This window comes from Urechidicola sp. KH5 (genome assembly GCF_054661455.1).
Genome location: NZ_BAAFSW010000003.1, coordinates 247341 through 267503, shown reverse-complemented (window position 1 = coordinate 267503; position 20163 = coordinate 247341). Strand labels below are relative to the sequence as shown.

At 32.9% G+C, this 20163-nt stretch carries 18 protein-coding genes; 13 read left to right on the top strand and 5 right to left on the bottom strand.

Features of this window, described 5'->3' with window-relative positions:
* Position 1 precedes the first annotated feature (1 nt).
* On the bottom strand, positions 2 to 892 hold the full coding sequence (locus tag ACYQ5R_RS09625) for a Brp/Blh family beta-carotene 15,15'-dioxygenase (protein WP_460190726.1): 891 nt from the start codon (positions 890 to 892) through the stop codon (positions 2 to 4).
* A gap of 96 nt (positions 893 to 988) precedes the next feature.
* Between ACYQ5R_RS09625 and ACYQ5R_RS09620 the strand changes: the two genes are divergently transcribed.
* A complete protein-coding gene (locus ACYQ5R_RS09620) occupies positions 989 to 1711 on the top strand; it encodes a bacteriorhodopsin-like (RefSeq protein ID WP_460190725.1) in 723 nt (240 codons plus the stop codon).
* Between the two features lie 40 nt (positions 1712 to 1751).
* Here the strand turns inward: ACYQ5R_RS09620 and ACYQ5R_RS09615 are convergent, their stop codons facing one another.
* Together ACYQ5R_RS09615 and ACYQ5R_RS09610 are read right to left on the bottom strand one after the other, a co-directional pair.
* Positions 1752 to 2264: a hypothetical protein gene (locus ACYQ5R_RS09615; RefSeq protein ID WP_460190724.1), complete on the bottom strand. Its 513-nt coding sequence runs from the start codon at positions 2262 to 2264 to the stop codon at positions 1752 to 1754.
* Between the two features lie 31 nt (positions 2265 to 2295).
* A complete protein-coding gene (locus ACYQ5R_RS09610; RefSeq protein ID WP_460190723.1) occupies positions 2296 to 3321 on the bottom strand; it encodes a WD40/YVTN/BNR-like repeat-containing protein in 1026 nt (341 codons plus the stop codon).
* An 87-nt stretch (positions 3322 to 3408) separates the two neighbouring features.
* Between ACYQ5R_RS09610 and ACYQ5R_RS09605 the strand changes: the two genes are divergently transcribed.
* From ACYQ5R_RS09605 to ACYQ5R_RS09555, 11 genes are all read left to right on the top strand, one after another.
* Positions 3409 to 4323: a patatin-like phospholipase family protein gene (locus tag ACYQ5R_RS09605; protein WP_460190722.1), complete on the top strand. Its 915-nt coding sequence runs from the start codon at positions 3409 to 3411 to the stop codon at positions 4321 to 4323.
* 267 nt (positions 4324 to 4590) lie between these two features.
* Positions 4591 to 5985: a 3-isopropylmalate dehydratase large subunit gene (gene leuC, locus ACYQ5R_RS09600; protein ID WP_460190721.1), complete on the top strand. Its 1395-nt coding sequence runs from the start codon at positions 4591 to 4593 to the stop codon at positions 5983 to 5985.
* A gap of 31 nt (positions 5986 to 6016) precedes the next feature.
* Complete coding sequence (gene leuD, locus ACYQ5R_RS09595; protein ID WP_460190720.1) at positions 6017 to 6613, top strand: 3-isopropylmalate dehydratase small subunit; 597 nt, start codon at positions 6017 to 6019, stop codon at positions 6611 to 6613.
* Positions 6614 to 6618: 5 nt separating this feature from the next.
* A complete protein-coding gene (locus tag ACYQ5R_RS09590; RefSeq protein WP_460190719.1) occupies positions 6619 to 8136 on the top strand; it encodes an alpha-isopropylmalate synthase regulatory domain-containing protein in 1518 nt (505 codons plus the stop codon).
* A gap of 31 nt (positions 8137 to 8167) precedes the next feature.
* Positions 8168 to 9223 carry a 3-isopropylmalate dehydrogenase gene (gene leuB / locus ACYQ5R_RS09585; RefSeq protein WP_460190718.1) on the top strand — a complete coding sequence of 352 codons (1056 nt, stop codon included), beginning with the start codon at positions 8168 to 8170 and terminating at the stop codon, positions 9221 to 9223.
* A gap of 111 nt (positions 9224 to 9334) precedes the next feature.
* Positions 9335 to 9673 (top strand): Dabb family protein, encoded by a 339-nt coding sequence (locus tag ACYQ5R_RS09580; RefSeq protein ID WP_460190717.1) that lies wholly within the window; start codon positions 9335 to 9337, stop codon positions 9671 to 9673.
* A gap of 174 nt (positions 9674 to 9847) precedes the next feature.
* Positions 9848 to 12010 carry a catalase/peroxidase HPI gene (gene katG / locus ACYQ5R_RS09575; RefSeq protein WP_460190716.1) on the top strand — a complete coding sequence of 721 codons (2163 nt, stop codon included), beginning with the start codon at positions 9848 to 9850 and terminating at the stop codon, positions 12008 to 12010.
* Between the two features lie 378 nt (positions 12011 to 12388).
* Positions 12389 to 13930 carry a toxin-antitoxin system YwqK family antitoxin gene (locus ACYQ5R_RS09570; RefSeq protein ID WP_460190715.1) on the top strand — a complete coding sequence of 514 codons (1542 nt, stop codon included), beginning with the start codon at positions 12389 to 12391 and terminating at the stop codon, positions 13928 to 13930.
* A gap of 11 nt (positions 13931 to 13941) precedes the next feature.
* Positions 13942 to 14460: a DUF3124 domain-containing protein gene (locus ACYQ5R_RS09565; protein ID WP_460190714.1), complete on the top strand. Its 519-nt coding sequence runs from the start codon at positions 13942 to 13944 to the stop codon at positions 14458 to 14460.
* Between the two features lie 31 nt (positions 14461 to 14491).
* Positions 14492 to 15151 (top strand): hypothetical protein, encoded by a 660-nt coding sequence (locus tag ACYQ5R_RS09560; protein ID WP_460190713.1) that lies wholly within the window; start codon positions 14492 to 14494, stop codon positions 15149 to 15151.
* Positions 15152 to 15195: 44 nt separating this feature from the next.
* Complete coding sequence (locus tag ACYQ5R_RS09555; protein WP_460190712.1) at positions 15196 to 16494, top strand: APC family permease; 1299 nt, start codon at positions 15196 to 15198, stop codon at positions 16492 to 16494.
* 301 nt (positions 16495 to 16795) lie between these two features.
* Here the strand turns inward: ACYQ5R_RS09555 and ACYQ5R_RS09550 are convergent, their stop codons facing one another.
* A complete protein-coding gene (locus ACYQ5R_RS09550) occupies positions 16796 to 17374 on the bottom strand; it encodes a pseudouridine synthase (RefSeq protein WP_460190711.1) in 579 nt (192 codons plus the stop codon).
* A gap of 113 nt (positions 17375 to 17487) precedes the next feature.
* On the opposite strand from ACYQ5R_RS09550, the gene ACYQ5R_RS09545 reads away from it, so the two are divergent.
* Positions 17488 to 19044, top strand: a complete 1557-nt coding sequence (locus ACYQ5R_RS09545) for a DEAD/DEAH box helicase (RefSeq protein ID WP_460190710.1) — start codon at positions 17488 to 17490, stop codon at positions 19042 to 19044.
* Positions 19045 to 19110: 66 nt separating this feature from the next.
* Here ACYQ5R_RS09545 and ACYQ5R_RS09540 read toward each other — a convergent pair whose 3' ends face one another.
* Positions 19111 to 20157 (bottom strand): AI-2E family transporter, encoded by a 1047-nt coding sequence (locus ACYQ5R_RS09540; protein WP_460190709.1) that lies wholly within the window; start codon positions 20155 to 20157, stop codon positions 19111 to 19113.
* Between the last annotated feature and the right edge of the window lie 6 nt (positions 20158 to 20163).

Genomic DNA, 20163 nt, shown 5'->3' with positions numbered 1-20163 from the left:
ATTATGTTTTAAACCTTTTAAAAAGTAGATTAATAATTATACTATGAGGGAAGGTAACAGATGCTATTAATGGAAATAAAATTGTGTAGAATTTTTCAACATCTTTTTGTTGGAAATATATTATTACAACGGCAATTACGGATAAACCCCAAAATGGTAAAGCTTTCTTTATATACTTGAATAAATATACTCTCTTGTATTCACCAAAAAGAAATTTAATTTGATCAAGAATAGAAGGTACCGAATGCCAAATGATAAAATAAATTGAAAATCCCCAGATAAGAGAAGACATGTAAAAAATGACGGTATACATCAACGTTTTGAAAACTTCTAAGGACAAGTCAGCAACTGAAATTAATTTAATTTTCAGTAAAAATAATGCGAACAAGATATAAGTCAATAGGGTTAAAAAAAATAGGTGTTTCGAAACATAAAAATTAATTGATACTCCTGTAATTCCATCTATAATTGCATAAACACTTTCAAAATTAACAAGAAATAAGATACCTAGAATTATTAATCCATTAACTAAATAAAATAAGTGCACTAATTTTTTCTTAGTACTCACAATTTTATTTACCCAGTTTTGTTCACCAAAATGATGTGCGCTTACCAAAATAAATAGCAATAACATTATTACAGGTATATACAGAAATAAGAAATATACGACTACAACAAAGAAGAAGTAAATTGAAACTATGTACCAAAAACCATAGTTTTTTCTATAAATCCAAATTTTTTTGATTAGTAAAATATCATTTGATCCATGCAAAACACCAAAAGTAAGTATCGAAAATAACCCTAAAATGAATTGAATTGAAGATGGTATTCTTGATGTAATCCAAATTAAAAGGAAGCTAAGAAGTATTGATATGCTGAAAAATCTGTTCAAAAAAAAATGTTAAATTAATAGATTTAAATAAAAATTTGCTTTTTGTCTAACATATTATTATATTTGGTTAGACAAAAATATTAATTATTTAAAACTATGAAAAATATTCTTTTTATGGCTTTGTTTTCTGCAAAGCTTGATCCAACCGATTACATTGGATTTACGTTTTTTATCGGATGCATGGCAATGTTAGCCGCATCTGTATTTTTCTTTTTATCTTTAAGTCAATTTGATAAAAAGTGGAGAACCTCTGTTTTAGTTTCAGGTATTATTACCTTTATTGCTGCAGTACATTACTTCTACATGAGAGATTATTGGGCCGAATTTCAAGAGTCTCCAACATTTTTCCGATATGTAGATTGGATTTTAACAGTTCCTTTAATGTGTGTTGAATTTTATTTAATACTTAAGGTAGCTGGTGCAAAGAAAAGTCTCATGTGGAAATTAATTTTTGCATCTGTTGTTATGTTAATAACGGGTTATTTCGGAGAGGCAGTCTACACCGATAGTGCGGCTTTATGGGGCGGTATCTCTGGATTGGCATATTTTTATGTAGCTTATGAAATTTGGCTAGGAGAGGCTAAGAAATTGGCGGTATCTGCCGGAGGAGATGTTTTGAAAGCTCATAAAATATTATGTTGGTTTGTACTAGTTGGATGGGCGATTTACCCATTAGGATATATGCTTGGTACAGATGGATGGTATACAAGTATATTAGGGTCTGGATCCATTGATATTGCTTATAATATTGCTGATGCCATTAATAAGATTGGATTTGGTCTTGTCATATATAGCTTGGCAGTTAAGAAATCTGCATAATTCCAAAGAAAATAGCTGCTTTTTAGCAGCTATTTTCTTTTTAAATATCCAATGTTGATATAACTGTTAGCGCTTCACATAAACGTTCGTCAACTAACTGATCTCCAAACAATTCTATTTTTAATTCAATAAATGAAGTAGCATTCTTTTTTATGACTTGTTGAAAAACATGATAGTTATAACCTTGTTTAGTGCCTTTAGCTACTTGCCAAAATGATGCGTGATCTTTAAAAGGTTCTACCGCATTGTAAATAACGTCATATGGAATCTGTTTATTAAAAGTTTCGATAAAGTTTTGATCAATTGTTATTTCACCATTTTTAAACGCTATATCTAATATATAGCTTTCAGATAATTGTTTTAAGGTATCTGCTGCCATAATTGAAGATTGTAATTCATCTGAAAAACCAGAATGTTTCCAGTGCCTTGGAATTTTTATTGAGAAATTTTTCTGATAATCTTGCTTTGTAAATGTATTGTTAGGTGCAGAAGTGGAGCAGGCCAAATCTTTATATAATCCATGAGTATGTTTATCACAACTTAAAAAGAGCATAACAAAACATATTAAAAATAGTATAGCGCTTTTATTCATAATTTAACTTATAAGATGTTATAACTTCATTAGACCCAACCCAAAAAGTGGTGTCATTTTCAAATCGTAAAGTATAATAGCCTTCATTTGATAATTGTAGCCAATTAAAACCACTGTCTATTGAATAGTAAATTCCTTCGGTAGATGTTGCAAGTAACTTTTCTCCTTTTGAATTGGGTATATATTGTACACAAGAAATATAACCAGGGATTCCTTCTATTACTTTCCAAGTTTCTCCACCATCTGATGTAATTGCCTTAGTTTGTTTGATGCTTTGTTTGTCTTCCCAATTTCCACCCATAATGATACCGTTTTTTTTGTCGTAAAAATCTGTGGTAAAAATCCCAGTCATCGTTCCGTCTTGAATAATAGGCGTTTCAAAAACTTTCCAAGTATCACCTAAATCTTCACTTTTAAAAATCCTTGATTTTTTACCTCCGGAAACGATGTAAATCGTGTTTTCAATTATCGAAATATTACTATTGCTAGCTGCAAATGCAGCCTCTCCTACATTCACTTTTGGGAGCTTATCACATGATACTTTGGTCCAAGTTTCCCCTCCATTTTTAGTGATAATTACAGATATACAATTATCCGTAGGATCTCCCATTGCAACACCAAAATCGCCATTTTGATTAAAAGCAATGGCATCATAAAATACCTTGTTATGCTCTTCTCTATAAACTAAACTTGTCTTCAAATTTTTCTCAACCTTGTATAGCAATGCAGGATTTTCAACAGTGAGTATGTACACCCCTTGATTACTAGCTCCAATTGCCCTAAAATGCAAAGGTTTGTCTTCTAAAAATAAAGAATCGATTTTCACTTCATTATCAGAAATAAATCCATATTTTCCATTAGATCCTGCAAACCACAACTCGTTTTCTATTGGTAAAATAGCTCGAATACTAGCTTCTATTGTAAATGATTGGATCTGTGAAATCGTTGGATTTGATTCTGAACAACCGCTAATAAAAATAGTTAGCAATGCCAAAATAAAATAGTTGATTTTATGCATTTAGAGGATTATTTGAATTTGCTCAAATGTAAAATTTTCATAGCAAATAGACTTTATAATGTTTACTGAAAATTGTATATTTAAATTATGAATGCATTGGTTATTTCTGGAGGTGGTAGCAAAGGCGCTTTTGCCGGTGGCGTTGCTCAATACCTTATTGAAGACTTAAAAAGAGAATACGATATTTTTTTAGGGACGTCAACTGGTAGTTTAATGGTAACTCATTTATCTGCTGGTATGGTTACTACTTTAAAAAAGCTATACACCAATGTGACTCAGAGCAGTATTTTTAGTAATTGTCCTTTGAAGATTAAAGAAGTTAACGGACATAGAGTAGTGGCAATTCATCATTTAAATGTATTGTGGAATTTCTTGAATGGACGCAAAACATTTGGTGAGAGCAAAAACTTAAAACAACTTATTAAAAATGAGATTTCTGAAGAGCTGTTTTATCAAATGAAGCATTCAGAAAAAGACATCATTATAACCGTTGCTAATATTACACTAAATCAAATTGAATACAAATCAATTAAAGGTTGTAGTTATTTAGATTTTTGCGATTGGATTTGGGCTTCATGCAATTATGTACCTTTTATGAGTTTGTTGCGAAAAGAGGGCTGTCATTATGCCGATGGTGGCTTTGGAAGTCTTGTTCCAATTAGAGAAGCTGTTAAAAGAGGAGCTAAAGAGGTTGATGTAATTATTCTAGATACAGAGGTAAATCAGCTAAATAGAATTCCATCAAAAAGTCCTTTTGCAGTTTTAATGAATACCCAAAGTTTTATGATGGACCATGTTGAAAAACACAATATAACTATAGGCAAACTATATGCGAAACAACATAATGTGCAATTGAATCTGTATTATACTCCCACAGTACTTACAACAAACTCATTGGTGTTTGATAAAACTTTAATGCAGCAATGGTGGCAAGATGGATATCATTATGCCAAAAATAGACATCAAGAAGATTCTAGTGAATTACATTACGACTTAAATTAACATTGAGTGATTTCTTCAATAAAAATGAAAAATAAATAGTAGTTTTTGAGTTTCGTAAATTTTTTATTATAAACTTAACACTAATCCATTGATTTTATTATTGATTATGAGTTTTTAAGTGACCTGTATTAACATACTTTAAAAAGTTTGACTATCGTAGTAAAGTTTGTTAATCATGACCATAAAAGGAGGAGTTTTTGCTAAATTTGTCAACTTGTAAATGAATTTACTGCGTTTTTTAAGCGCTGAAAAAATAGACTATTCAATATGAGCAAAACATTGTTTGACAAGGTATGGGATTCTCACGTAGTTCGTAAAATTGAAGATGGACCAGATGTACTATTTATAGATCGTCATATGATTCATGAAGTTACGAGTCCTGTAGCCTTTTTAGGATTAAAAAATAGAGGTTTAAATGTGATGAGTCCAGAGCGTACTTTCGCAACTGCAGATCACAATACACCAACTATCAATCAACACTTACCTGTAGAAGACCCTTTATCAGCTAATCAATTAAAAGCATTAGAAGAAAATTCAAAAGCTCATGGAATTAGCCATTGGGGTTTAGGGCATGAGAAGAACGGTATTGTTCATGTTGTAGGTCCTGAAAATGGTATTACGGTGCCTGGTGCGACAATTGTTTGTGGAGATTCACATACTTCAACGCACGGTGCATTTGGTGCTATTGCTTTTGGTATTGGTACTTCTGAAGTAGAGATGGTTTTAGCTACACAATGTATCATGCAGCCAAAACCAAAATCTATGCGTATCAACGTAAATGGTGAGCTTGGTTTAGGAGTAACGCCTAAGGATGTTGCCTTGTATATTATTTCTAAATTAACTACTTCTGGTGCTACAGGTTACTTTGTAGAATATGCTGGAGATGTATTTAGAAATATGTCTATGGAAGGTAGAATGACAGTTTGTAATTTAAGTATCGAAATGGGAGCTCGTGGTGGTATGATAGCACCAGACGAAAAAACATTTGAATATGTACAAGGTCGTCAATTGGCTCCAGCAGGAGAGGGATGGGATAAAGCCATGAAATATTGGGAGACTTTATATACAGAAGATGATGCAACTTTTGATAAAGAATTAACGTTTGATGCAGCAGATATTGAACCGATGATTACCTATGGGACGAATCCAGGAATGGGTATCGGTATTTCTCAAAACATTCCAAATTCAGATGCAGTAGAAGGAGGTAAAGCTACCTATGAAAAATCTTTGAACTATATGGGATATACCGAAAACGATGAGATGATCGGTAAGCCTGTGGATTATGTTTTTGTAGGAAGTTGTACAAATGGACGTATTGAAGATTTTAGAGATTTTGCCTCTATTGTTAAAGGACGTAAAAAAGCAGATAATGTAACTGTATGGTTGGTTCCAGGATCTCACGTTGTTGAGGATAAGATTAAACAAGAAGGGATTTTAGATATTTTAACGGATGCGGGATTTGCATTAAGACAACCTGGTTGTTCGGCTTGTTTAGCAATGAACGATGATAAAATACCTGCTGGTAAATATGCTGTAAGTACATCTAATAGAAACTTCGAAGGTCGTCAAGGACCTGGTTCTCGTACAATGTTAGCGAGTCCATTAGTTGCAGCTGCAGCTGCAGTTACAGGAGTGGTTACAGATCCAAGAACATTACTTTAATCTACAGTTTTAATCGAATAAATAAAAAATTATGGCTTACGATAAATTTACAACGCTTAGTTCTACGGCAGTGCCATTGCCAATCGAAAACGTAGATACTGATCAAATTATACCTGCACGTTTTTTAAAAGCAACAGAGCGTAAAGGTTTTGGAGATAATTTATTTCGCGATTGGAGATACAATAGCGACAATACACCAAAAGAGGATTTTGTATTGAATAATCCTATTTATGGTGGAAAAATATTAGTAGGAGGTAAGAACTTTGGTTCCGGTTCTTCTAGAGAGCATGCGGCTTGGTCTGTTTATGATTACGGATTTAGATGTGTGGTTTCATCTTTCTTTGCAGATATCTTTAGAAACAATTGTTTAAATGTTGGTGTTTTACCGGTGCAAGTTTCTGAGGCATTTTTAGAAGAAATTTTTAAATCTATTTACGATAATCCAAATACAGAAATTCTAGTGGATTTGCCAGCACAAACAATTACCAATAGTGCTACTGGAAATAGTGAATCATTCCAAATCAATGGATACAAAAAAGAAAACTTATTAAACGGATTTGATGATATCGATTATTTATCGAACATTAAATCTGATATTCAAGAGTTTGCTACAACGCGTCCGTTCTAATATTTATGGCTAAGAAAATAGAAATAATGGATACCACCCTTCGTGATGGTGAACAAACCTCAGGGGTATCTTTTTCTGCATCAGAAAAGTTAAGTATTGCACAATTATTATTAGAAGAATTACTTGTAGATCGTATTGAAATTGCATCTGCCAGGGTTTCGGAGGGTGAGTTTCAAGCAGTAAAAAACATTACTATATGGGCTACAGAATCTAATCATATTGATGCAGTTGAAGTGCTTACTTTTGTAGATGGCGGTATTTCTATTGATTGGATGAAAGAAGCTGGTGCTAAGGTGCAAAATCTATTGACTAAAGGGTCTTTAAATCATTTAACACATCAATTAAAAAAGACTCCAGAACAGCATTTTAAAGAAATTGCTGAAACGATAGCATTGGCGGAGGAAAACGGAATTGCGACCAATGTATATCTAGAAGATTGGAGTAATGGTATGCGTAATTCTAAGGAGTACGTATTCCAATTTTTAGCCTTTTTGGCTACTCAACCAGTTAAGCGCATCATGTTACCAGACACATTAGGTGTTTTGGCTCCGGCTGAATCACTCAAATATGTAACTGAAATTAGAGCATTATACCCTAACTTACATTTCGATTTTCACGCACATAATGATTATGATTTAAGTGTTGCTAATGCTATTAATGCCGTTGAAGGAGGTATTGATGGATTGCATTTGACGATTAATGGTATGGGAGAGAGAGCTGGTAATGCACCTTTAGCAAGTGTAGTTGCAGTTTTAAAAGATTTTATGCCAGAAGTTAGTATTGGTGTAAACGAAAAAGCATTAAACTCTGTAAGTAAACTTGTAGAAACATTCTCAGGATTTAGAATACCTGTGAATAAACCTGTGGTTGGAGACAATGTGTTTACGCAAACTGCTGGTATACATGCAGATGGAGATAATAAGAACAATCTTTACTTTAACGACTTGCTGCCTGAACGTTTTGGCAGGAAACGTCAATATGCCTTAGGAAAATCTTCTGGTAAAGCGAATATTCAAAAGAATTTACAAGAATTAGGCCTACAGTTAAATGATGATGATTTAAGAAAGGTAACACAGCGAATCATTGAGTTAGGGGATAAAAAACAATTGGTAACAAAAGAAGACTTACCATACATTATTTCTGATGTTTTAGACAGTAATTTGATTGAAGAAAATGTATTGGTAGATTCTTATGTGTTAACACATTCTAAAGGGCTAAGGCCTTCTACTACTGTAGCTATGACTATTCATGGTGAGAGTTTTGAAGAAAATGCACAAGGCGATGGACAGTTTGATGCCTTTATGAATGCCATTAGAAAAATATATAAAAGAAAGGGAGGGAAACAATTACCTGAATTAATTGATTATGCTGTTCGAATCCCACCTGGTTCTCATTCTGATGCACTTTGTGAGACAGTGATTACTTGGTCTACAAAAGAAAAACAATTTAAAACTCGTGGTTTAGATTCAGATCAAACAGTATCTGCTATCAAAGCCACAGAGAAAATGTTGAATATAATATAAGGTTAACAACCTAGAATACTAAATAAAGAATATGAAATTAAATATTGCCCTTTTAGCGGGAGACGGAATTGGTCCTGAAGTAATTGACCAAGCTGTAAAAGTATCTGATGCTGTTGCTAATAAATTCGGTCATGAAATTAATTGGAAACCTGCTTTAACAGGTGCAGCTGCTATTGATGCAGTTGGAGAGCCGTACCCAGACGAAACACATGAGATTTGTAAAAGTTCAGATGCTGTATTGTTTGGTGCAATTGGTCACCCAAGATTTGATAACGATCCATCTGCAAAAGTTCGTCCAGAACAAGGTTTATTGAAAATGCGTAAGGCTTTAGGGTTGTTTGCGAATGTGCGTCCAACTTTTACTTTTCCATCTTTATTAGATAAATCACCGTTAAAGCAAGAGCGTATTGAAGGTACAGATTTGGTATTCTTACGTGAGTTAACAGGTGGTATCTATTTTGGTAAAAAAGGAAGAGAGGATGAAGGTAATACAGCCTATGACCACTGTGTATATACAAAGGGGGAGGTAGAACGTTTAGCTCGTAAAGGATTTGAATTGGCAATGACACGTTCTAAGAAATTGTGTTGTGTTGATAAAGCTAATGTATTAGAAACTTCTAGATTATGGAGAGAAACTGTACAAGGTTTAGAAGCAGATTATCCAGAAGTAGAAGTGTCTTATGAATTTGTAGATGCTGTAGCGATGCGATTAGTGCAATGGCCAAATTCGTACGATGTTTTAATTACTGAAAACTTATTTGGAGACATTTTAACCGATGAAGCTTCAGTTATTTCTGGTTCTATGGGATTAATGCCGTCTGCATCTTTAGGGTCTGATATAGGTTTATTTGAGCCAATTCACGGTTCGTACCCACAAGCTGCTGGTAAGAATATTGCAAATCCTATGGCTACAATTCTTTCTGCTGCAATGATGTTTGAAAACTTTGGATTGCAAGAAGAAGGTAAAACCATTAGAGAAGCAGTAAATAAAGCATTGTCAGAAGGTGTTGTTACTGAAGATTTAGCTGGAGATAATAAAGCTTATGGAACGAGCGAAGTAGGAGATTGGTTAGCAGCTAATATCTAATAAATTGATATAATTAAATAAGAAAGGATTTAGTAACTTTAAAACTAAATCCTTTTTTTTATAAAACAAATTATACTAATAGCCCTAGTGACATTTTTAATAACTAGCTGTATGCAAAAACAAGAACAAATACAAGGTAGCTTTGCCCATGTGGTGTATTTTTGGTTGAAGAACCCAGATGATGCCAACGATAGAAAGGCATTTGAAGCATCTTTAACTAACTTTATCAATAACTCAGAATTTATTAGGACGAAACATTTAGGAATACCAGCAGCTACAGATAGGGGTGTAATAGACAATTCATATACCTATTGCTTGTTGTTAACTTTTGACAATAAAGAAATGCAAGACAAGTATCAAGTAGAAGAAGGACATTTAAAATTTATAGATGAATCACAGGATCTTTGGGAAAAAGTAATTGTATATGATTCTGAAAACTTCTTAAATTAGAAGCTGATAAATTATACTTCTGTATATCACTTTAGACAACCTTTTTTGGTTGTCTTTTTTTTGTTTATAAACCTTATCTATTATCGAATAATAATTATGAATGAATGTTATTGTTTCATATTCAGATATTTAGTAAATTCATAGCACTTAATTTAACTCGTAAAATATTGCTTTATGGAAAATGCTACTTCTGGAAAATGTCCTTTCCACCACGGAGCTGTAACAACAGCTGGAACAAAGATTAAAGATTGGTGGCCAAATGCTCTAAATTTAGATATACTTCACCAACACGACACCAAATCGAATCCATTTCATAAGGACTTTGATTATCACGAAGCACTTAAAAAGTTAGATATCGATGCGCTAAAAGAAGATATGATTAACTTAATGACAGATAGTCAAGATTGGTGGCCCGCAGATTGGGGGCATTATGGAGGCTTAATGATTCGTATGGCATGGCATGCTGCAGGATCTTATAGAATAGCAGATGGAAGAGGTGGAGGAGGAACCGGGAATCAGCGCTTTGCGCCATTAAATTCTTGGCCTGACAATGCTAGTTTAGATAAAGCTCGAAGATTGCTATGGCCGATAAAGAAAAAATATGGAAATAAACTTAGTTGGGCAGATTTGATTATTCTTGCAGGAAATATGGCCTATGAAAGTATGGGACTTAAAACTTTTGGTTTTTCTTTTGGTCGACCAGATATTTGGCATCCAGAAAAGGATACTTATTGGGGAGCAGAAAAAGAATGGTTAGCTCCTAGTGATGAACGATACACTAATGTATCTGAACCAAATACAATGGAAAATCCATTGGCAGCTGTTCAAATGGGATTGATTTATGTAAATCCTGAGGGAGTAAATGGACAACCTGATCCATTAAAAACAGCAGCGCAAATAAGAGAGACATTTTATAGAATGGCTATGAATGATGAAGAAACAGTTGCCCTAACAGCGGGTGGTCATACTGTGGGTAAAGCTCATGGTAATGGAGATGCGAGTTTACTCGGCCCAGAACCAGAAGCTGCGAGTATTGAAGAACAAGGATTTGGTTGGCGTAACCCTGTAAGTCCTGGAGTCGGTAGACATGCTGTTACAAGTGGCTTGGAAGGAGCTTGGACATCTGAACCTACCAAATGGGATGATGGCTACTTTAGAATGCTGTTTAACCATGAGTGGGAATTAAAAAAGAGTCCAGCTGGAGCTTGGCAATGGGAACCTGTTTCGATTTCTGAAGAAAATATGCCTGCTGATGTTGAAGATTATGCCATTAAAAAGAACCCAATAATGACGGATGCGGATATGGCCATGAAGATAGATCCTATTTACAAGGAGATATCTAAAAAGTTTATGGCAGATCAAGCCTATTTTTCTGAGACATTTGCAAGAGCATGGTTTAAACTAACGCATCGAGATATGGGACCAAAATCTAGATATTTTGGGCCTGATGTTCCAAATGAAGATTTAATTTGGCAAGATCCCATACCGAAAGGAAATGATGATTACGATATTGCCACTGTAAAAGAGAGTATTTCTAATACGGGATTATCTAATTCAGATATGATAGCCACCGCCTGGGACAGTGCTCGTACGTTTAGAGGCTCAGATATGCGGGGTGGAGCGAATGGAGCGCGCATTAGATTAGAACCCCAAAATAATTGGCAAGCAAACGAACCAGACAGATTAAACAAAGTTTTAAAGGAATTAAACAAAGTTGCAAATGAACATCAAATAAGTTTGGCAGACACCATTGTTCTGGCGGGAAATTTAGGTATTGAAAATGCAGCAAACATGGTTGGAATAGAAGTAGGGGTTCCTTTTACTCCAGGTAGAGGAGACGCTTCTTCGGATATGACAGATGTAGAGTCATTTGAACCATTAGAACCATTATCTGATGGATTTAGAAATTTTTTAAAGAAAAATTATACGGTGAGTCCTGAAGAAATGCTTTTAGATCACGCGCAACTTTTAGGTCTTACGGCGCCAGAAATGACGGTTTTGGTTGGCGGAATGCGCATGTTAAATACAAATCATGGTAACACGAAACATGGTGTATTTACAAATAATCCTGGAGCATTGAGTACTGATTTCTTTGTAAATCTTACAGATATGGCCTATGAGTGGAAACCTTTAGATGAAAATACATATGGTGTTTATGATCGAAAAACTAGTACTTTAAAATGGACTGCAACTAGAGTTGATTTAGTGTTTGGTTCAAATAGTATTTTAAGGGCTTATACTGAGTTTTATGCTCAAGATGATAATAAAGAGCGATTTGTAAAAGATTTTGTTAAGGCTTGGACAAAAGTTATGAATGCTGATCGATTTGATGTATAATTTTAATTTAACCAATTGTATCATTTGCGGTCATTAAGTCTAGCTTTTTGACCGTTTTATTTAATTTAGGAATAATTAAATTAGTATTCAATTTATCACTTTGATAGGTCAATAATACAATTAGTTATTTTATCCTAAATGAAGTTACTTTATTTAATTAATCCCTAAATAGTCCGTTTGATTGGTATGTAATTTTAAATAGTAATAGTGGATGTTTAATGAAAGGTGTATTTATAATTTCAACATAATAATTGTGAAAAGATAGTTGAATTTATACAATGATTTTTAGATAAATTATTGGTTATTCATTGATTAGTTTTAATCAATTTACTTATAATTAATTCACAAAATTTATATTTGTTTGTTTAAAAGAATTTTATGAAAAGTATTTTGCAATATATTTTGTTCGCATTATTAATAGTTTTAGCAGCTTGTTCAAAACCAGTATCGATTAATGAACTTCAATTTAGCGAAAAAGAAGTTTATAAAGATGGTGAGCTCTTTTCTGGAAGCGCTGTTTGTGCTACGAAAGAAATGGAAACTTCTTTCTTTTCAAGTCTTATTTCTCTTAGTTTTCTGGGTGATTCAATCATGGTGCACTTTAAAGAGGGACATCCCAATCATATTAAAGTGTTTTTGGATGGTAAACAACATGGTGAAATTGAAATTTGGGAGCAAGATGGAGATACATATGCTGAGCATAAAACCTATGTGTGGTATAATGGTATTGTAGAAACCGATAAAATAAATTATTCAGTACAAGTAAAAAATGGATTAAAACATGGTGAAGAAATTACCCGATCGTATAAACCTAAAATTGGGTCGCTAGATATTAAAAGCAAAATGAATTATAAAGATGGAATGCTTCATGGGCCAACCGAAATATTTTATGATTCAAATGATGATCTAGATAGGAGTCAACAATTAAAGGAAAAATCGAATTATCAGAATAATCGATTGGAAGGTACTCAAGAAGTTTATAGAAATGATGGCAGTTTATTGAGAGTAAATAATTATTCCAATAACAATTTGCACGGTGAGAGTATTGAGTACTATAGAGATGGAGAAAGTGTAAAAAAAGTTGAAATGTATGAGGGCGGAGTGATGCAAGAAGGATCGATGTATAGTGTAAATAACGTTGCCTTAAAATTTTTTAAGAACGGTGAAGAGATTATTTACAATAAAAACGGATTGATAGTTTCAGAAGATAATAAAGGGGTGCAAACACATACTCATTATATTGACGATGTAAAGAATGGTCAGGAAACTATTTATTATGCCAGCGGAGAAATATGGGAACAATCAAATTATAACGATGGTGTATTGCACGGTAACCAAAAGAAATGGTATGCCAATGGCGAACTGGCTTTAGAGGCATTATATTATGAAAATGAGTTGCATGGAGATTTCAAAGAGTTTTATGACACAGGAAAACGTTGGAAACATTTTAAATATAAAAATGGGAATAAGGTAGGTGATCAGTTGAAATGGCATCAAAATGATGTGATAGCCTATCAAGGAAATTATGTTGAAAACGAGAAACATGGAGAACATCTTTCGTATCATTCGAACGGAACTTTAATGCAAAAAGACTTTTACACTTTCGGAAAACCTGCTGGTACATCTGAGCTATTTTATGAAGATGGGGCTAAATGGAAATCATATACGCATAATTTTGACGATAATGGTAACTTAAAAATTGATTTTGAGTCGTGGTATACCAATGGTAATCTTGCTGAGCGATATTCTAAAATTAACGACAGAAAGGATGGGTTGTATGAAAAATGGTATGAAAATGGAAATAAGCGATTAGAAGTGGAATTTGTTAATGGTGAAAAACATGGTCGATATCTAAATTGGGAGGAAGATGGCTCAATATTTAGAGATGAACAATATGTGAAAAATGGATTACAGAATTAAGTTTAAGAACTATGAAAATGTTTTTAAAATATAAAATGCTTGTAAGTTTTATTTTTTGTGTAGTTTTATTTGTAAGCTGTCGAACACCACAGCTAATAGATACTTCCTTCAATTGGGAAAATAGAGAATGTACAATTCCAACTAAGCTTAAATTTAAAAAAGGAAGCACTTATCTTTCAGTATACAGTCAAATATACAGCCAAGACGAACAAATAACCCATAATCTAACGGCAACTATTAGTATTAGAAATACAAATAGTTCAGATACCTTATACATTAAACAAGCTGATTATCATAACACTAGTGGAGTACTTATTAGAACATATGTGGAGAAACCTATTTTTGTTGCACCACTAGAAACTATAGAAATTATTATTAATGAAAAAGATCCAGCAGGTGGTACTGGTGGGAATTTTATTTTCTCTTGGGTGCAATCAAAAAAGGCAAATAAACCCATCTTTGAGGGAGTTATGATATCTACTTCAGGGCAACAAGGATTGTCTTTTGTAACAAATGGGGTTGATTTATAATAAGAATATTCAATTTCAAAAAATTTAATTCATGACTCAAGCGGATCTTTTGATTAATCGTGTATTAAAAAGTAAAGATGAAGATCTAGAAGATGCATTGTATGACTTGGTAGACTACGTTAAACTATTTGAACTAGAAGATGACAAACTCGGTCTAATAAAGAATACTATACCAGATATAATCCCAAATTTAACCTACAAAGGACCATTCAATATAATTGGTTGCACCTTGAGTATAATTAGAAGAATTGCGTTAAATGAAGAGGCAACAATAAGGTTGGTAGAACTTTTACACAAGCAACCAACAGAAGCTGTTATAGAAGGAGTAGCACATATTGAACCAGAAAACTGGAGTGATAATATTGAAATTAGACTATTAGAATTATTGCAGAATTCTGAATTTGAGCACAAGGTAATTTGGACACTTTACCAACAGCAATTTGTGATACAAAATGAAAATACCTTAATAGGTTTAAAAAATTATATTCTTCAGAATCCAAGAAAAACTGAAAAAGATACGGCTACAGCAATAATGAGTTATTCATGCCGAAGTGGATCACTTAAATCTGTTGCATTAATTCAACTTAAAGAGTTATTAGAACTATTACCTCTAGAACAAAAAAAAAGTCTAAAACAAAGAATTCAGACTTTGTTGGATAAAGAAATGGTTAAAAAAATAATTAGAAACTAAAGTTTTCCTTTTGCAAATATTATCTTTAGATAAATTCTAAAGGTATGTCTAAAAACAAAAGTGTTTCTCTAAAATCTGCAATTGCAATTGGTATTGGTGGAATGGTGGGAGGTGGAATATTTGCAGTTTTAGGATTGGCAGTTTCCTTAGCCAAAGGTGGAACAGCAATGGCTTTTCTAATGGCCGGAATAATTACTTTAATAACATCTTATAGCTATGTTAAGTTGTCTCTTAAATATCCAGATAGAGGCGGTACTGTTAAATTTGTAAATCAAGGATTTGGTAAAAATATATTTAGTGGGGGGACTAATAATTTACTATGGGTAAGTTATATTATTATGTTATCTCTTTATGCATCTGCCTTTGGTTCTTATGCTCCCAATTTGTATAGTATTACTGGAGGAACTTCAGATTTTCATATATACACCTCAAGTATTATTTTGTTTGCAACAGCCATTAATTACTATAGTATAACAATAGTTGGCAAAATTGAATCTTATGCAGTTATTATTAAATTGATCATTTTATTAGGGTTTATAGCCATAGGAGTGTTTGGTTTATTTGGAAATGAAAACATATCGCAATTGGCCATTAGTAATTGGGAAACTCCAATAAAATTACTAACAGGAGGAATGGTAATTTTTGTTGCTTACGAGGGGTTTGAATTGATTGCGAATGCAGCGCCAGATATTACCAATCCAGAAAAGAATATACCTAAAGCGTATTACTTTTCAGTATTGTTTGTAATCCTATTATATGTTATAATTGCAATTGTAACCGTTGGTTCGTTACCTTTTGATACAATTGCTACTGCAGAAGATTATGTATTAGCAGAAGCCGCTAAACCCATGCTGGGTCAAACGGGTTTTACTATAATAACAATGGCAGCATTAATATCTACGTTTTCAGCTATAAATGCCTCTTTATATGGTGGGAGTAGAGTTAGTTATGAAATTGCAGAAGACGACGAGTTACCGCATCAATTTACGTATCAACTTTGGAATCAACCTGTAGGATTATTGATTACCGCAGTAGCAACTTTGGTGTTATCAAACACATTAAATTTAGAGAACATATCAACGGCAGGCAGTGTAGGCTTTTTGTTCATTTTTGCAGTGGTAAACCTAATAGGATATAAAGAAGCAAGCAGAATTAATGCAAATCGTTATATACCTTTAATTGGGTTTATGTTATGCACAATTGCTTTAATTACTTTAATAGTGCAACAGTTTCAGTCTAATAGAACTGGTGTGTTAGTAGCATTAGGTATTGTTACAACTTGTTTTGTTGTTGAATTTGTTTATAAGAAAGCAGAGCAAAAAAAAACCTATTCAAATGAATAGGTGTAATGCTTTCAAATTTTAGTTAGTAATTTTGAAGATCAAAATTAATGACTGTAGTTTCTGCTTTCTACCCAACGTACCCTTTTACTATTTTTAAAGTTTGAAAAGAAAATGTTTTGTCTCGATTCTGTTGGTGTGTTACTTAAATGCGTTCTCATAATTTCTAATTTTTTATAGTATTAATTCAAATTGTTTTACACCAATATGACGATAACCTTTTTGTTTTGTTACGGTATTATGCATAACAAGGTACTATCTTAACAATAATTTAACAAATTTCTATAAAAGTAGGAGCTAAGCTCTATATTTTAAACTTAATTACTTCGCAAACAGTATTCGTATTTAGATCCTCTATTGTAGTATTGCCTATTCTATATCGTACCAATCTCAAGGTGGGAAATCCAACAGCAGCTGTCATTTTTCTTACTTGGCGAAACTTTCCTTCTGTCAAAACAATTTTAACCCAGCTAGTAGGACCATGGCGATCGTCTCGAATCTTTTTTCTTCTTTTTGGTAAATGAGTAGGCGTTTCTATTTGCTCTGCGACCAAAGCTTTAGTTGTATATGGATTTCCTTCTACTGTTATTGTAACTTCTGTTTTTAAGAAATTAATTGCTTCGTCTGTAATTACTCCATCTAATTGAACCCAATATTCTTTTTCAAATTTATTACTTCGTACCAATTCGCTTACTTTACCACTAGTAGTTAAGAACAATAATCCCTCAGAAGGTTCGTCAAGCCTACCAATAGCCATTGTACCTTCTGGAAATTCATATAATTCACCTAAAAGTTTCTTTTTAGAGCGTTTTGTTTGGTTATTAATAAATTGGCTTAAATAACCATCTGGCTTATAAATAATAAAATGCCGATGTACTTGCATAGAAGGCGAAGATATTAGATTGTTAAAAAACATTTGAAATTTAACACAGAATTATTGAACTAAAACTCTTAATTCGTTGTACTTTTGTACCGCTTAAAATTTAAAAATAGCACATGTCGGTATTAGTAACCTCAGAGATTGAAGAAAGAAAAGCAGGGAAAGACCTCTATAGTTATCAAAAAGGAGCGATTAGCAAAATATTCCAATGTTTTGAAGAAGCACCTGAAGACTACCACCTTTTATACCAATTACCTACAGGAGGTGGCAAAACAGTAATCTTCTCAGAGATAGTGCGTCAATATTTAAAAACACATAAAAAGCGTGTGTTGGTTATGACACATCGGGTAGAACTGTGTAGACAAACAGCATCTATGCTTTCGGAATTTGGCGTAGTTAATAAAGTAATAGATAGTACTGCTAAGTTAGAAGATCAAAATGACTACGATTGTTTTGTAGCAATGGTAGAAACGCTTAACAATAGATTGAATGATAATAAGTTAGACATTTCAAATATTGGTTTAGTTATAATTGATGAGGCGCACTATAACTCATTCACAAAATTATTCAAGTTTTTTGAGAGGTCTTTTATTTTAGGTGTAACGGCAACACCTTTAAGTTCTAATATTAAGCTCCCAATGAAAAACAATTATAATGAATTAATTGTAGGGGAGTCTATTGAGTCTTTAATCGAGAATCGCTTTTTATCAAGAGCTACTACCAAAATCTACAACGTAGGTCTAAGATCATTAGAAATAGGAGCAAATGGTGATTATACTGTAAAATCTTCTGAAGATTTATATACACATACTGATATGCTTACCAAGCTATTGCAATCTTATGAAGAGAATGCAAAAGGTAAAAAGACACTAATATTTAATAACGGTATTAATACATCTATTAGTGTATACCATACTTTTAAAGCAGCAGGATATCCTATTGCACATATAGATAACACTTTGTCTAAAAAAGACCGTGCAAAATTATTGCAATGGTTTAAAGAAACTCCTCATGCCATATTAACGTCTGTTAGTATTTTAACTACTGGTTTTGATGAACCAAGTATTGATACTATTATTCTTAATAGAGCAACAAAATCTTTAACGCTGTATTATCAGATGATTGGTAGAGGTTCGCGTATTACAAAAGATAAAGATAAGTTTACGGTAATTGATTTAGGTAACAATTATCACCGTTTCGGTCCTTGGGGTTCAGATTTAGATTGGCAACGTATTTTTAAATCGCCAGATTATTATTTAGATAGTATTATTGACGATGAGACTATTGAAAGTAATTTTAAATATGAAATGCCCGCTGCGGTTAGAGAGCAGTTTGCAAAGTCTGAAGAAGTCTATTTTGATGTGCGACGTGTATATAGTGAAGCTACGCGCGCAGGACAATCGTCTAAGGTTGTTTTAGAAAAATCTATAGCTCAACATGCTCATATTTGCGTTGAGAATAGTGAAGATGTTTACGATGCTTATGAGTTGGCCAAATTATTAGGTGACGATATAGATTATAGAATTGATAGATATAGTAAGTGTATTTGTAGAAGTACCTATAACTTTATTGATTGGCTTAAAGAAGACTACCGTAAAAAATTACGTATTTATTTAAGAGAAAATTTCGATCGAATTTTTGAAGACATTCATGGATTTCCACCTGAAGATTAAATAACCGAATTAAAGCTAAATATCACAATCAATGAGATTAAAAAAGCCTGCATTAGCAGGCTTTAATTAATTTTGGTATACCCAATTTACATAGAGACGATGTGATAGTGCCAAAATTACCGGACCTACAAATAATCCTAAAATTCCGAATAACATCATACCACCTAAAGCTCCAATTAATATCACTAACATTGGTGTTTCTAAACCTTTTGCCAAAAGCATTGGCTTTAACACATTGTCTAATAGTGAGACAACTGTAGCATAAATTGCAAAAATGATTGCTGGAGTAGTATCTGCAAATGAGAAAACATAGATTATTATAGGAATCATTACCAAAGTAACAGGCAATTGAATTACAGCGCATAGCAGTACGACAAAACTTAAAATACCTGCCGTAGATAATCCTATTAATTGAAATCCAAAGAATGCCAAAATAGATTGAATAATTGCCACAAGTAATATGCCTTTTACTACACTTCTAATGGTGTTGGTAGACATCTTCATTAAACTTTCTCCATTACCATTTGTTAGTTTATTGGCTAAAGCAACACCTTCTTTAAAACCTCCTTCTGCATTAGACATAAATGCTCCGGAAATTAACAATGCTACTATTGATAATAACAGTGAACCTGCAATACCAGTAAATGAGCTAAAAAACCAACCAACAGAACTCAATACTTGATCAGGGTAATTTTTTATAAAAGACTGCAGATCAGATGAAGCATCGTTCCATAATGCATAAAGTTTTTCACCGATTAATGGCCATTCTTTAACAGAAATGTCTGGAGGTGAAATATGCAATTCTCCGGCGTCAAAAGCTTTATACATAGACGAAGTAGAATCTATAATAGAATTGGTCATAGATAATGATGGAACAATTATAATAGCCAATAGAGCGCCTATAAATATTGTAGTTACCAATCCTTTTTTCTTTCCATTAAACCAACCCAAAACCTTTTTGTAAAAGGGATATAATGCGACAGCTACAATTATAGCCCAAATCATTAATAACAAAAAAGGTTTAGCTATCATAAAACTAAAAATGATAAGCATAGAAAGTATAGCCACTTTTAAAAAAGTATTGATACTTTGATTCGGTTCTGCAGTTTTCATATAATT

Coding starts and splice junctions, on each gene's coding strand:
- ACYQ5R_RS09620 (WP_460190725.1), top strand. CDS start 989: ATGAAAAATATTCTTTTTATGGCTTTGTTTTCTGCAAAGCTTGATCCA.
- ACYQ5R_RS09615 (WP_460190724.1), bottom strand. CDS start 2,264: ATGCTCTTTTTAAGTTGTGATAAACATACTCATGGATTATATAAAGAT.
- ACYQ5R_RS09610 (WP_460190723.1), bottom strand. CDS start 3,321: ATGCATAAAATCAACTATTTTATTTTGGCATTGCTAACTATTTTTATT.
- ACYQ5R_RS09605 (WP_460190722.1), top strand. CDS start 3,409: ATGAATGCATTGGTTATTTCTGGAGGTGGTAGCAAAGGCGCTTTTGCC.
- leuC (WP_460190721.1), top strand. CDS start 4,591: ATGAGCAAAACATTGTTTGACAAGGTATGGGATTCTCACGTAGTTCGT.
- leuD (WP_460190720.1), top strand. CDS start 6,017: ATGGCTTACGATAAATTTACAACGCTTAGTTCTACGGCAGTGCCATTG.
- ACYQ5R_RS09590 (WP_460190719.1), top strand. CDS start 6,619: ATGGCTAAGAAAATAGAAATAATGGATACCACCCTTCGTGATGGTGAA.
- leuB (WP_460190718.1), top strand. CDS start 8,168: ATGAAATTAAATATTGCCCTTTTAGCGGGAGACGGAATTGGTCCTGAA.
- ACYQ5R_RS09580 (WP_460190717.1), top strand. CDS start 9,335: ATGCAAAAACAAGAACAAATACAAGGTAGCTTTGCCCATGTGGTGTAT.
- katG (WP_460190716.1), top strand. CDS start 9,848: ATGGAAAATGCTACTTCTGGAAAATGTCCTTTCCACCACGGAGCTGTA.
- ACYQ5R_RS09570 (WP_460190715.1), top strand. CDS start 12,389: ATGAAAAGTATTTTGCAATATATTTTGTTCGCATTATTAATAGTTTTA.
- ACYQ5R_RS09565 (WP_460190714.1), top strand. CDS start 13,942: ATGAAAATGTTTTTAAAATATAAAATGCTTGTAAGTTTTATTTTTTGT.
- ACYQ5R_RS09560 (WP_460190713.1), top strand. CDS start 14,492: ATGACTCAAGCGGATCTTTTGATTAATCGTGTATTAAAAAGTAAAGAT.
- ACYQ5R_RS09555 (WP_460190712.1), top strand. CDS start 15,196: ATGTCTAAAAACAAAAGTGTTTCTCTAAAATCTGCAATTGCAATTGGT.
- ACYQ5R_RS09550 (WP_460190711.1), bottom strand. CDS start 17,374: ATGCAAGTACATCGGCATTTTATTATTTATAAGCCAGATGGTTATTTA.
- ACYQ5R_RS09545 (WP_460190710.1), top strand. CDS start 17,488: ATGTCGGTATTAGTAACCTCAGAGATTGAAGAAAGAAAAGCAGGGAAA.
- ACYQ5R_RS09540 (WP_460190709.1), bottom strand. CDS start 20,157: ATGAAAACTGCAGAACCGAATCAAAGTATCAATACTTTTTTAAAAGTG.